Source organism: Limnohabitans sp. (genome assembly GCF_031539175.1).
GTDB lineage: Bacteria > Pseudomonadota > Gammaproteobacteria > Burkholderiales > Burkholderiaceae_C > Limnohabitans.
The window spans coordinates 1-13,236 of record NZ_JAVKLQ010000075.1; the positions used below are offsets into that span (position 1 = coordinate 1).

Sequence of the window (13,236 nt, forward strand, 5' to 3'; positions counted from 1 at the left end):
AAACCGTGACGGATGAGGAATTGACTATGATTGAAAACCGATTGAATCATCGCCCCAGAAAGCGACTAGGATTCAAGACACCTCACGAGGTATTCCATGCCTCGTTAAAGCGTGTTGCACTTCGTCCTTGAATCCGCCAGGGTTTATTTCATCGTGGATTCATTCTTTTTCGGGATCAACACCCAAAAACTATCAAAGATGGGGCTGCTTGACAGCCATGGCGTACCGCTCACAGATGCCGAGCAAGACACCAAACTCAGCAGTGAAGAACATTTGTTTTCGCGCCTGCGTTCGTCGAGCTTTTTGCGCAGTGCCATTTTCAGCAAAGGTCATACTTTGTTCAGCCAAGGCGACATGGTCGAGGAAGCCCACGTCATCTTTCAAGGCCAAGTGCGCGTGATCGCGGGCGACACATCCTTTTACATGGGTCCCGGCGCAGTGATTGGCTTGGCCGAAGGCATTGCAGGCGTGCCCATGCGTTGGACCCTACAAGCGGAAACCTTGTTGAACACCCGAATCATTCCGATCAAACGAGCGATCGAAGAGATCCGAACCACGGACGCTGGCTTGCGCAGTATTTGCCGCGTCACGGTCATGCGCACCTTAGGCGTGGACCAAACCCCTGAAAGTTTGCGATGAGCGAAGCGTATTTCCCCATTCAAAGCTACAAAGCAGGCGATGTGCTGTTTTCGCGTGGCGATGCAGCACACACCTTCTACATGATCGAATCTGGCGAAGTCGATTTGTTTGTACCGCCAGCCAATACATTTCTGGTTCGCTTAGGCCCCGGCGAAGCATTTGGTGAACAAGCCATTTTGACGGGCGGCGTGCGCGGTGCTACGGCAATCGCCGTGACTGACATGGTCTGCATTCAAATGACCGCAGAGTCTTTGCAAGAAATTGTGCAAAGCCAAACCTCGCTGATTCGGCCGGTCTTAGAAGGACTGTTTCTTCAGCTTTATTTGCAGAACTCCATCCGTTCTGCCATTCCCGAACTCAACTCGTGATGTCGTCAGCCGCAATGGCTGGCTGAAACAATGCACTGTCCAAAGGGCGTCGCAGGCGATAGACCTGCGCGTCTGAGTTGAGGTCGCCAATCAATGCATCAAAAAACACCTTGGTCGCATCGGGCAAACGTGGCATGGGGAGCCACTGTGCGGCCGTGATATTGCGCAAGCCCACCACCTCATCAACTTCGAGCATCAAAGGTTCATCGCCCTCAGTCGCGCTGTAAACAACGCCCATCAAACGCTCGCCCTGCGCTTGTCCAAAAAAGGTGTGCACGGCCACCGAGTTCAGCACTTGCTTGCGCCACTCGACATGACCGCCCTGCCCGCCCACCGCCAAGTCGTCCAGACTCAGCACCTCGTGGACGCCCAAGGCGTCCACCAAGAGTTGCAAAGGACCTGCGCGAACTTGGAGATAAATGGCCATACCGATCAGGCTGCCACAGGCATTGGAGACATTTGGGGCAACTGGGGCAATTGCGCGTGGTTGCCAATGTTCTCGGCGAGGCGGTAAATGGCCGCACCGTCCAGAATCAGCACCACACGTCCATCGCCCAAGATCGACGCACCGCCGACGCCCGGCAAAGCGGCCAAGCGTGGGTGGATGTCTTTGGTGAACAACTCTTGGCGTCCCACAAACTCGTCCACGGAGACACCCAGAGTACGTTGACCATCGGAGAGCACCACCACAAAACGGTGCTGACCTTCGCTGGTTTGCTTGAAGCCCAACAGCTCTTCAAGGCGCACGATGGGCAAGAAGTTACCTCGCAACATGATGGCGGTGCGACCTTTGACCGACTGCACATCGGCTTCGCTGATTTCGACCAACTCGGCCACATAGCGACCCGGCACTGCCAAGGTTTGCCCTGCGGTATTGACCAACAAGACCTCTTGAACCGCCGCCGACAAAGGCATTTGCATCGTGAAGATGGTGCCTCGCCCCAACTCAGAGTCAAGGTGAATATTGCCGCCCAAACGCATCACGTTGGTACGCACCACATCCATGCCCACGCCACGGCCTGAGGTTTCGGTCACCACATCGGCCGTGCTGAAGCCTGCACGGAAGATGAACTTCAAAATGTCATCGCGGCTCATCAACAAGCTGTCTTCTTCTTTGACCAAGCCACGCTCCACCGCTTTGCGGCGCACGCGTTCAGGGTCAATGCCTTTGCCGTCATCGCTGACGCGAATCAAAATGCGACTGCCCTGCTGCTCCGCTTGAATGCGAATGACCGCCTCTTCAGGCTTACCGGTCAACTTGCGCTCAGCGATGGTTTCAATGCCGTGGTCGGCACTGTTGCGCACCATGTGCAACAAAGGATCGGCCAGCGACTCGACCATGGCCTTGTCGATCTTGACCTCTTGGCCGGTCAGCTCCAAACGAATTTGTTTGCCTTGTGCTTGCGCCAAATCGCGCACCATGCGTGGGAATCGTTTGAACACCAATTCCACAGGCACCACACGCAAGCCCATCACGCTGTCTTGCAAGCGCGACAAGGCGCCTTGAATCAAGGTGTCTGTCTCTTGCAAACGGCGGTTTTGCTCGTCAATCAAATCAATCAAACGCTGCAATTGCGCCACACCGGTCAGATCAGCCAAACCGGTATCGCTCGAGCGACGCAAGGCCACCGCTTGCTCACGCAAACGCTGGTCTGCAATGACGTGGGCCAGTTGGCCTCGCACCAAAACCATCTCGCCGATTTGGTTCATGAACTGATCGAGCATCTCGCCCGGCACACGAATCACATTGGCAGCTGCAGCCGCAGGTGCAGGCGCACGAGCAGGCGCTGCTGGTGCTGGTGCTGGTGCTGCGGGCGTCGGCGCAGCGGCGGGGGCGCTAGCAGCAGGCGCTGGCGTGTCAACCATCACAGGCGCCGCAACCGGCGCAGGAATTGCAGCAGTCGGTGCCACAGTTGGTGTTGGTGTGGAGACAGGCGCCGATGCAGCAGGCAACTCGGGCGCAGGTGCAGCCGCTGTAGGCACTGCAGCTACAGGCACCGTGGCCGTGGCTGGCTTCGGTTCTGTAGAGACTTCGCCAAACTCAATCATGGCCGGGCCGCTGGTCACCCCAAATTGCCCCAAGAGCTTGATCAGGCGTTTGTCAGCGTCAAGTTGCTTGATCTCGGCATCGATCTCGGCAAAGTCGCCTTTAGAGATGAACAACATCTCGTACCAGCTCTCATCATCCACAAACACAGACCGGTTGGTGATGATGCGACCACGCTCAGACACCCACGACAAAAATGACGTGGCAATTTGCTCTGACGACTCCAAATGGGCGACCACCAAATAGGCCTTCGACCCGTCGTCGATCATGTCCTTCAACTCACGTGTGTTTTCTGAAGACAGCAACTCAGCCAACTCGGGAGGAATGCGCAACGAGGCATGGAAATCTTGAATCTCTTGCGCCGACATATCGCTGGCGTTGTCGTGCGCCCAGACATAGTCCTTCATGCGCTGCGACAAGCCCTCCTGTCGCGCCACGAACGCGGCATTGAGCAATGGTTTTTTGTCTTTGCTCTGACACACGTCACGAATGAACGTCACCGCATCACGGGTCAAGCTGATGACTTCGTTGTTCAGCGCCAAATGTGATCGACCTGCACGCGCGTAGGCGTCCATCAACAACAATGGCACATCGCAATGGGCGTCTGGAAACAATGAGGTCAGATAAGCGTGCACGCGCGAAAACTCTTGCGACACATTGCCTGCCACGGTCTCATCGGCGTAGGCCACGGCGGCTTCTAAGGTCTCTAAGTTTTGAGCAATGCTGTTGAGCAAATGGTCCAAACTTTCACGCAGAGTACGCGACAACACTTGACTCAATGACTCGCCACCGAGATCGCTGCCCGTGGTTTCACCCAAGTTACGCAAATCGCTCAAAAAAGCAACGATGGTGTCCACCACCAACTCGCCGTTTTCACGGCTGATGGTTTCGTCTTTGGGCAAGGCTTCCGAAATGTCTTGAATGCGCTTGGTGATACCCAAGTAACCCAATTTATTTGAGGCCCGCACCATCCACACCAACGGACGACGGATGTCATTGGCCACCGACAAAATTTGTTTTGGGTCTTCTTTGGCGGCAATCGACAAAGCCAATTGCTCAAGAATAGGCAAACCGTTTTTCAGCAAACGCAAGAAAATCGATTGATCGTCTGGCGCATCTTCGTCCGTGCCAGATGCCGAAATTTTCACCAACTGTTTAGGCTCAGGAGGCGCAGCTTTTTTCGCTGGCGTTTTAGGGGCCGCGGGTGCAGCTTGCTCCGGCGTCGCAGGAGTCACCGTCGCAGCAGGTGCAGCGGGCGCCTCAGGCTCTGGCGCTTCAGCGCCGCCGCCAGAGGCTTTGCGGAATGCCGCTTCAAGCTCTTTGCACAAGGCATCAGGTTTTTGGCCATCGGAGCGTTCAGCCACCGCGATGTCACGCAGGCCCTTGATGGCGTCTAAGGCTCGCAACAGCACGTCGACTGTGAGCTTGTCCAAGCCAGTCACGCCTTCGCGAACCAGTCCTAACAAATCTTCGGCGCGATGTGCGACGGCCTCAAGCGCGCCCAACTCCATCACACGGCTCAAGCCTTTGAGGGAGTGAAAAGCGCGAAAGAGGCTAGAAATTTCTTCGCCCGACAGCTCGCCACCGTCGGCACGCACCAACAGTGATTCAATGCCCTCAATATGCTCTTCGGTTTCTACCGCATATTGAGCCCATATGGTCTCGATAAAGTCATCTGACATTGACTTGTGCCCCTTGTGCGCTGATTACCTGAATGACGTGGTGCTGTGATGTTTTCGTGAACGAAAAATCAGATGCCGAGCACTTTGCGTGAAGCGGTCACGATCTCGTGGCCCTTCTTTGCGTTCAAGTCCAAGCTCATGGCGCCCGAAGGTTTAGCGATCACTTCTGCCGCGCCCAGTTTGCGAGTTTCCAACGCTTGTGGTGAGCCCGTTTGAGCCACAGAAGACACGATGATCACAGGCACATTGCTGATGAGGCGCAAACGCTTCAAGCACTCAATGCCGTCCATGTGCGGCATTTCGATGTCCAGCAACACCAAGTCTGGGTTCAGCTCTTTGATGTTTTGCAAAGCTTCAAGGCCGTTGGTCGCTTCGCCCACAACCGCCAAATCTGGGTCGGCGCTGATGATGCCTCGCAACAAAGCGCGCATCACAAAAGAGTCATCAACGATCAGAATATTTTTCTTCGACATTTCAATTCACCTCAAAACAAATCAAACAAGGGATGCGCCTAAAAGGCCACCCACACCTGCCATGCGAGCCAACCGTGCACCCAACGCTGCGGGCGCGAGTACGGCAGTGGCCAAGCCGGCATCAATCACAGAAGACGGCATGCCGTCCACGATACAACTGTCAGGCGTCTGCGCCAACACGGCGCTACCTTTACGTGCCACCAACTCTTGCGCGCCCTTCATGCCGTCATTGCCCATGCCAGTCATCACAACCGCCACCACAGGGCACGAGACCGTCGCTGCCGAGCGAAACAACACATCGGCATTGGGGTGAATGGGCGCTTCAGGACTGGTGCGCTCATACAACATGATGCGGCCAGGAAAAGGTTCACGGATCACCACATCGGTACCACCTTTGATGATGATCACCATGCCCGGTTTGGCCTCCATACCATCGGTACTTTCCACGACGTCCAAGCCCGTTTCAGTACTCAAGTGGCGGGCAAAACCGCTGGTAAACATGGGCGGCATGTGCTGCGCCACGACCAATGGACATTTCAACTTGCCCATCGCCTTGAGCGTCTGCGGCAATGTGGCAGGCCCTCCCGTAGAAATCCCCAACACCACCAAACCCGGTACGCCTTGGTTTTCAGTTTTACGCTGAAACACTGGCTTCGACGTATCGACGCTGCTCACAGCGGGGCGTAACCCACCTGCAGAAAACCGCGAACGCTTCTTGGCCCAGTAACGCAATTTGTCGACCAGCTCATCGCCAATTTTGACGATGTCGAGTTGCACAAACGATGATTTTTTAGCAATGAAATCGACCGCACCCAACTCCAACGCTTTGATGGTGGTGACCGAGTTGCGCTCGGTCAAGCTGCTCAGCATGATGATCGGACAAGCACAACGCGCCATGATTTGGCGTGTGGCTTCTAAACCATCCATGACGGGCATTTCCACGTCCATCGTGATCACATCAGGACGTAGCGCCTCGGCCATTTCGACGCACATCTGGCCCGTCCGCGCTTCTCCCACCACCTCGATATCAGGATGCCCTTCGACCATCTTTCGAATGGCGATGCGCATGAACGCAGAGTCGTCGGAGATCAGCAACTTGATCATACGGTCACCCCATTTCGCACATACCAAGGACCACCATTGCCCAGGCGCTGCTCGAAATATTCAGGCACCAACATTTGCACCGAAGCGCCCATGACCAGCACACCGCCTGTCGACATCGAACGGGCCAGCATGGTTTGCACAGACTTCTTCACCGAGTCTTCAAAATAAATCAGCACATTGCGACAAAACACCAAGTCCATGTTTTGCACGGGTGGACGGCTGTTCATTAAATTGAAGCGCTCAAAGCGTACGCAGTTTTTCACCCAGTCGCGCACCTTGTGGTAGCGCACCCCAGGCATGGCATTGGACGGTGCCATCGACACATCGTCAAACATGGCGCGCCAATGCTCAGGCAGATTACGGAATGACCCCATGCCCAACTCGCCATACACGCCTTCGCGCGCAGTGCGCAAGGCTTGGTTGGACACATCGCTGCCCATCACAAACAAAGACCAACCCGCTTCAGGCACCACACGGCCATCGGCTTGTTGCCGCGCTTTACCGGCTTTTTGCAAACCGCGCAGGCACATATAGGCCAGGTCATACACCTCTTCCCCCGTGGAGCTTGCGCCTGACCACACCTGCAGCTGGCGATTCTTTTCACGCGAGGCAATCAAGTTAGGCAAGATGTCTTTGCCCAACATATCCATCAAATCAGGGTCGCGGCAGAAGTAGGTTTCATGAACAGTCAAGTTCTCGACCAACGATTGCCACTCAGGGTGCTCTGACGAACAGGTGTTCATCGAATTGACCCAGTCGCGTAACACGGAGATGGGCATTTCTTTCAAAATACGCACCAACTTGCGTTCAACCAAGGTTCCGGGCTTGATGCCAAAACGTGACTCCACGCCCAGCATCAACTGGTTCACGATTTCAAGTTGTGTCGCGGTATCAGACCGTGTTTGCGCAGAAACCGGCGCAGCAACAGGCACAAACGTGTGATTCAGGGCAGCTGTGCTGCCCTTTGCGTTTTGCACCGCTGTGCGCATTTGCGCAATCAAATCATCGACATTGTCTTTAGACAAAGATATTCCTTTGAAATTAGGCAGCCCTAGACAAGGGCTCCAAAGACAGCAAGGAGATCAACTCGCCGTCTAAACGACCGACTTCGGTCAAATAATCGTTTTGGCTGGTGCGCACAGGCGTGATGTCCTTTTCGGCAATCTCAATCACGCGATCGACTTTGTCCACCACCAAAGCCCAAGGGGCCCCTTGAATACGCACCACCACATACGCAGACGTGTCTTTGCCTTTGATGCCCAACATGTCACGCATGTCAAGCACGGGCGCAACCTCGCCTTTGATTTGCACCACGCCCGCGAGCGAATCATCACCTTGGGGCAAGTTAACGGCAGAGCCGTACTCTTCCACGCGGTCCACCAGCGACAGTGGCAACGCGCAGCGCTCGTCCCCCAAACGGAAAGACAGCAAGCGACGTACAGATTTCATTTCTTGCTCTGAGATGGCAGCCATATCCACTCCGTGTTGAATCAAATAACGGCGGAAGTGCGTCATGCTTTCCAGCGACACCAAACCACCCAAGGCCACCAAGCCCGTCATGCGGCCTTCCCAGGCGCCATAGCCAGGCAAGTAACCTTCGAGCTGGGAGTCCCCACCCGTGATGGTTTGCAAAATGTCTTTTTCGTAGCGTTCGATACCGACCATATCGGCCACCGAAATGCCCAGACGTGAGCCATGAACAGCCACGACCAGTACGAATTTGGGCGCCGTGGTGGGCTCACATTTGAGCAATTTGGAAAGCGAGAGCACCAGCAAAGCCGAGCCACGCAATTGCATCAAACCCTCCACCTCAACACCCGCCCCAGGCAATGCCGTGAGATCGCGAATTTCGACAATCTCTAAGACATCCTCCATATGGAAGGCATAGGTCTCGTTGCCATCTTGCACCGTCACAGTCGGCATGTCGTTGTTAACCAACTCAGTGGCTTCTGCAGCATTGGTCACTTCGAGTTGACCCACCAAGCCACCGCCGCCTTCGGGCACGCCCACAGGCTCCATGTTTTGCAAACCCAGAGAGGCTTCGTTGAGCAACAACACCATGCCATCGGGCATCATGAACTCGCCCCGCACCAAAGCTTCTGAGTCGCTTTCGTCGTAGAGCTTGATGGCGTCAGGCTCTAAGCTGATTTTGTTGAACACGCGGTCCACTTGGACCACAACCGTGTCTTTTTGCGCGGTGACCACCAACAAATTACCGTTGGGGTCGGCCGAACGCTCGCCCATCCCTAACCGTGCTGCCAAATCCACCTTCAGGTAGACCGCGCCGGCCACGTTGACCAAGCCCTCCACATCGGCGGGGGCATAGGGCAGCGGGGTCACGGGCAATACGTCCAAGACCTTGCTGACACCAATGGCTGAAAAAGCGAATCGCCCCTTGCCAACTTCAAAGAGAACCAGTTCCATGGCGTGTTCCGTCAGATCTTGAATTTTTCGATTTCACGGCGTGTCGAGTCCGCCACTTTCGACAACTCGATCATGCTGGCCGCCAACTCTTCCGATGCGGCGGAGTTGGTATGCGCAATTTTTTCAAGGTTGGACACGCTGTTGTTGATTTCTTGCATGGTGCGCGTTTGCTCTTCCACGGCCGCAGAAATACGCTGCAGCATGCCATCGGTTTGCGATGAGCTGGCCACGATGCGCTCCATGTCGCCACTGACCTCGCGCACCGCCAAAACGGCACGATTGGCTTCGGACACGGCTTGTTGAATCAGTTGCGTGATCTCTTTGGTGCTGTCTGCACTGCTGGCGGCGAGCTTGCCCACCTCATCCGCCACCACGGCAAAACCTTTGCCGTGCTCGCCTGCGCGAGCGGCTTCGATGGCAGCATTGAGAGACAACAAATTGGTCTTGTTCGCGATCTTCTCGATCACATCCGTGATCTTGTTGATCTTCTCGGAGTTGCGAGCAATACCGTTCACGACTTCGACCATTTGCTCCATCTTCACACGACCATCGCGCACGATGGTGGCCGACTCTTGCGCTTGGCGGCTCGCTGACTCGGTGCTGTTCGAAATGTCACTCACAGCGCTCGAGGTTTGACGGATCGCCGTGACCACTTCGCTGATGTAGTGGGTTTGGCTTTGCGCGCCATCGGCCAATTGTCCAATGGCTGTGCTGGTGTCGCTGGCGGCACCAGCCACCTGCTGCGCGTTTTCGCCAATGCTGCGCATGGACATTGCCAACGCATCCAAAGAGCGGTTGATGTCGTCTTTGAGTTTGCCCAAGCTACCTTCGCCTTGCGCGTGCACACGGCTGGTCAAGTCACCACGCACCATGGCGTCCATGACATGCACCACTTGACCGAGCACGACTTCCAAAGAACTGATCGCCAATTGCGCATTCTCGAGAATTAACTTGTACTCACCTTGGTCTTTGCTGGAATCCAATCGGACCGTGAAGTCACCCGAAGCCATAGATGCCATGGCAGAACGCAAGGCTTTCACCGTGCGAGATACGCTGTTTTGTGCCTCTGCCATTTTGTGCAGCACTTGTGGGTAAATCCCCTTCAAACCTGCAGGCTGAGGCTGACGAGAAAAGTTACCGGCACTCATACGAGACACCACCGTCAGCGACTCGCGGAACACAGCCTCGACTTGGTCAAGCACTTCGTTCAAGCTCCATGCACATTCAGCAATAGAACCTTTGCTGGTGATATTGGTCACGCGCGGCTCCAACACCCCGTTCGCAGCACCACTCAACACCACATTCATGCGGTTGATCAACGCTGACTCGTTGTTTTGACCACGAATGGACAACGCCAACACCACCACCATCACCACCGCCAAAACGATGACGACAGGTGACATGCTGGTCAACACCAACAAAAACGCCACGGCAACGGCACTCAGAAGCGCCTGCAGCCACAAGCCCTTGGCCGGGCTCAGCTCAAGCCGACTGAAGAGAGAGGACAAAGTGCTCATAGCTCATACCTTTTTCATTCAAAAACTTTTCCATCACTTTGTTGGATGCGGCGATGGCGTCACGCGTGCCTGCGCGTCGCTCTTCATCCAACATTTTTCGATACAAATCCGAAATCACGGGGATTGCACGTGGGTGCGGTTTGCGGCGCACCGAGTAATAACCGAGCACTTTGCCAGCCTCGTCCAGCGACGGGGTGACGTTGGCAATCACCCAATAAAAACTGCCATTTCTGCAAATGTTTTTCACGTACGCAAAAATCTCTTTGCCTTCTTGGATATTGCCCCACAACAACTTGAACACTGCGCGTGGCATGTCTGGATGACGGATCAAGTTGTGCTGCACGCCTAAAATGTCTTTTTCATCGAAGCCTGAAAACTCGATGAACGTTTTATTGCCATACGTGATACGGCCCTTCAAGTCAGTCTTGGAGACGATGAAGTCGTCCTCACGCATCACAATTTCTTTGTCCGTAGGGACGATGTCACGCAGACTCATGGCTGGTTTCTCCAAACAGATGTTTTCAAAGCGGCTCCCATCGCATCAAGCCGATGCTTTAATTTGTGGTCCAACAAAAAACGTTTCGACTTGACCCAAGCTCTTCACTTCAATCATGCCCCGTGCCTCAAGCTCAAACTTGCCAGCCAACAAATCAGCCGTGGCTGAAGACACGTGAATTTTTCCGGGTTGGCCTGTTGACTCCATGCGACTCGCCACGTTGACGGTGTCGCCCCACAAGTCGTAAGTGAACTTGCGAATACCAATCACACCAGCCACCACCGCACCACTGTGAATACCAATGCGCATGTTCAACGCACCGTTGGTCCGCTCGTACAGTTCTTTCAAGGCTTCGCACATGTCCATGGCGGCCATCACGGTAGCTTCGGCATGGTCCTCTCGCGCTTCTGGCACACCGCCAGCGAGCATGTAACAGTCACCAATGGTTTTGATTTTTTCTAGGCCGTGTCGCTCGGTGATCAAGTCAAACCGAGAAAACAAATCACCCAGCATTTCCACCAACGCCGTCGCCGTGATGGTGCGCGTCATTTTGGTGAAGCCCACCATGTCGGCGAACAACACGCTGACGGATGGACAAGCATCTGCAATGCGCTCTTCACCCGCTTTCAAACGCTTGGCGATGGTGCGCGGCAAAATGTTGAGCAACAACTGCTCGGTCTTTTCTTTTTCTTGACTCAGCTGCTCATGTTGCTTTTTCAGCTGGCGCATGCGCAACGCGTTCTGGTCTTTCAGGTGTTTTTTGTCGATGCACGTGGTCACACGGGCGCGCAACAACACCGGATTGAACGGCTTGGGCAAGTAGTCTTCGGCGCCTAGCTCAATGCATCGCACGGCATCGTCAATGCCAGAGCTGCCAGCGCCACCCGAAATCACGATGACAGGCGGCCATGCTTGGTAAGGCGTTTCACGGATCACCTCCAACACTTCCATGCCGCTCATCACGGGCATTTCCATGTCAAGCAGCATCAAATCGAAGGGCTCACGCATCAAAATTTCGATGGCTTCTTTGCCGTTGTTGGCTTCGCGGATGTTTTTAAGACCCACTTCTTCCAGTGAACGACGCAAGCCCATGCGCAGCATGACGCTGTCATCGACCAACAAAATGCGCGCGCTCTCCAAGCCTTTGCGGCCTGTGGCAACGGCTTCAATGACTAACTCGGGGGTTGCCGGTTCAGAAGCGAGGTTCAGATTCAACGAACTCATGGACGGTAGATCTCGCCAATCCTCAAGCCGTTAACAAGGTTTTGACTTTTTCAATCAATTGCTTGGCCGTGAACGGCTTGGTCAAGCTGGCATTGGCGCCGGACAACAAAGCTGAGTCCAAACCAAAGCGAGCGCTCACCACACGACTGCCACCTGAAATCGTCAAAATTGGCACATCTGGGAACATTTCGCGCAATTTAGTCACAAAATCGACCCCATCCATGTTGGGCATCACGATGTCGGTGATCACCAAATCGACCTTTTCAGCCAGCGCAAATTGACGCAAAGCCTCTTGCCCGTCGGAAGCTTCGATCACTGAAAAATCGGACATTTCCAAAATTTCGCGAACACCTTCTCGCAATAAGTCTTCATCATCAACTAACAAAATCGTCGCCATTACCAACCTTCTCTTTTTTTGTAAATTTAAATAAAATGAGCGTTTATTTCGCGAATTTATTGATTAGATCACAAGTCTTTCGCAAATGCGTGAGAAACTTGAAAGCACTTTTCGTATTCGACTCAACACTTTCAAAGTTGAGACCGTCCTCTTTTTTCGTATGAATACCCTGATCAAAACACTGTCTTTCACATTACGCGGCGCCGTGCGCTGGATAGGCGCCCTTTTGATCTTGGTGATGGCCACGCTGGCAGTGGTGACAGGCTCTGAGATGCATGCGCTCGAATCGTCGCTCTCGCGGATGTACGAAAACCGTGTGGTGTCGATGAAACGGCTGCAAGAGATGGAGCATGCCCTGATGGACTTTGCGGCGGAACTGTCGTCATCCAGCATCACGCCCATGCAAAGCATTGACCGCCTGGCGCGCAAGGCCTACGCCATGCAGCAAGCCAGCCGCATCGTGCAAGACACCTTGGTCACCGGCGGTATTGAGCCCGAACTGCAGCCAGCCCGCGCTGGCTATGAGTCGGCTTTTTCGCGCTGGCACTACGAAATGACACGGCTGCTGGACTTGGGACGCGACAAAGGACAGATCAGTCCCGCCTTGCAAAGCGAACTTTTGAATTCACAAAACCGTTATGGCACAGCACTTTTAGGCGCTCTCGACATCCTGACCAGTCAGCAGTTGGTACAAGCCAAGCAAGACTATGACCGCGTGCAAGCTTCTGGCGGATTCAAGGACGAAGTGCAACAAAGATGAACTGGTTATAGGTGGCTGAGGATGCGAGAGCATCATGGCCGCTTTAACCGCCAAATCGAAATTGCCCAATGTACAAGCACCTCAGCCGAGAAGAACGATACCAAA

At 54.4% G+C, this 13,236-nt stretch carries 13 protein-coding genes and 1 pseudogene; 4 read left to right on the forward strand and 10 right to left on the reverse strand.

Going from position 1 to position 13,236, the window contains the following annotated elements; translation table 11 throughout:
• From RMS95_RS14195 to RMS95_RS14205, 3 genes and pseudogenes are all read left to right on the forward strand, one after another.
• Positions 1–131: pseudogene (locus tag RMS95_RS14195) on the forward strand (IS30 family transposase); the annotation flags it as partial.
• Positions 132–153: 22 nt separating this feature from the next.
• Complete coding sequence (locus tag RMS95_RS14200; RefSeq protein ID WP_310646850.1) at positions 154–639, forward strand: cyclic nucleotide-binding domain-containing protein; 486 nt, start codon at positions 154–156, stop codon at positions 637–639.
• A complete protein-coding gene (locus RMS95_RS14205; protein ID WP_310646851.1) occupies positions 636–1,007 on the forward strand; it encodes a cyclic nucleotide-binding domain-containing protein in 372 nt (123 codons plus the stop codon). Before RMS95_RS14200 ends, RMS95_RS14205 begins: the two co-directional genes overlap by 4 nt.
• On the opposite strand, the gene RMS95_RS14210 is transcribed toward RMS95_RS14205, so the two are convergent.
• The 10 genes from RMS95_RS14210 to RMS95_RS14255 all read right to left on the reverse strand — a co-directional run bounded on the left by RMS95_RS14210 (position 997) and on the right by RMS95_RS14255 (position 12,371).
• Positions 997–1,434 (reverse strand): hypothetical protein, encoded by a 438-nt coding sequence (locus tag RMS95_RS14210; RefSeq protein ID WP_310646852.1) that lies wholly within the window; start codon positions 1,432–1,434, stop codon positions 997–999. The two genes, RMS95_RS14205 and RMS95_RS14210, sit on opposite strands and share 11 nt — an antisense overlap.
• A 5-nt stretch (positions 1,435–1,439) precedes the next feature.
• The gene (locus RMS95_RS14215; protein WP_310646853.1) at positions 1,440–4,736 is read right to left on the reverse strand and encodes a chemotaxis protein CheW; all 3,297 of its coding nucleotides are present in this window, start codon (positions 4,734–4,736) and stop codon (positions 1,440–1,442) included.
• A 68-nt stretch (positions 4,737–4,804) separates the two neighbouring features.
• A complete protein-coding gene (locus RMS95_RS14220) occupies positions 4,805–5,209 on the reverse strand; it encodes a response regulator (protein WP_100133259.1) in 405 nt (134 codons plus the stop codon).
• Positions 5,210–5,230: 21 nt separating this feature from the next.
• Positions 5,231–6,313: a chemotaxis-specific protein-glutamate methyltransferase CheB gene (gene cheB / locus RMS95_RS14225; protein WP_310646854.1), complete on the reverse strand. Its 1,083-nt coding sequence runs from the start codon at positions 6,311–6,313 to the stop codon at positions 5,231–5,233.
• The gene (locus RMS95_RS14230) at positions 6,310–7,338 is read right to left on the reverse strand and encodes a CheR family methyltransferase (RefSeq protein WP_310646855.1); all 1,029 of its coding nucleotides are present in this window, start codon (positions 7,336–7,338) and stop codon (positions 6,310–6,312) included. Before RMS95_RS14230 ends, cheB begins: the two co-directional genes overlap by 4 nt.
• 16 nt (positions 7,339–7,354) lie before the next feature.
• Entirely contained in the window at positions 7,355–8,737 is a 1,383-nt protein-coding gene (locus tag RMS95_RS14235) for a chemotaxis protein CheW (protein WP_310646856.1), read from the reverse strand.
• 11 nt (positions 8,738–8,748) lie between these two features.
• Positions 8,749–10,254, reverse strand: coding sequence for a methyl-accepting chemotaxis protein (locus RMS95_RS14240; RefSeq protein WP_310646857.1), 1,506 nt, complete (start codon positions 10,252–10,254; stop codon positions 8,749–8,751).
• Positions 10,220–10,750: a PAS domain-containing protein gene (locus tag RMS95_RS14245; RefSeq protein WP_310646858.1), complete on the reverse strand. Its 531-nt coding sequence runs from the start codon at positions 10,748–10,750 to the stop codon at positions 10,220–10,222. The genes RMS95_RS14240 and RMS95_RS14245 overlap by 35 nt, the downstream gene beginning before the upstream one ends.
• A 45-nt stretch (positions 10,751–10,795) precedes the next feature.
• On the reverse strand, positions 10,796–11,974 hold the full coding sequence (locus RMS95_RS14250; protein WP_310646859.1) for an adenylate/guanylate cyclase domain-containing protein: 1,179 nt from the start codon (positions 11,972–11,974) through the stop codon (positions 10,796–10,798).
• Positions 11,975–11,996: 22 nt separating this feature from the next.
• Positions 11,997–12,371, reverse strand: a complete 375-nt coding sequence (locus RMS95_RS14255) for a response regulator (RefSeq protein ID WP_310646860.1) — start codon at positions 12,369–12,371, stop codon at positions 11,997–11,999.
• 160 nt (positions 12,372–12,531) lie between these two features.
• Between RMS95_RS14255 and RMS95_RS14260 the strand changes: the two genes are divergently transcribed.
• Positions 12,532–13,131 (forward strand): MCP four helix bundle domain-containing protein, encoded by a 600-nt coding sequence (locus RMS95_RS14260; protein ID WP_310646861.1) that lies wholly within the window; start codon positions 12,532–12,534, stop codon positions 13,129–13,131.
• Positions 13,132–13,236: the final 105 nt, after the last annotated feature.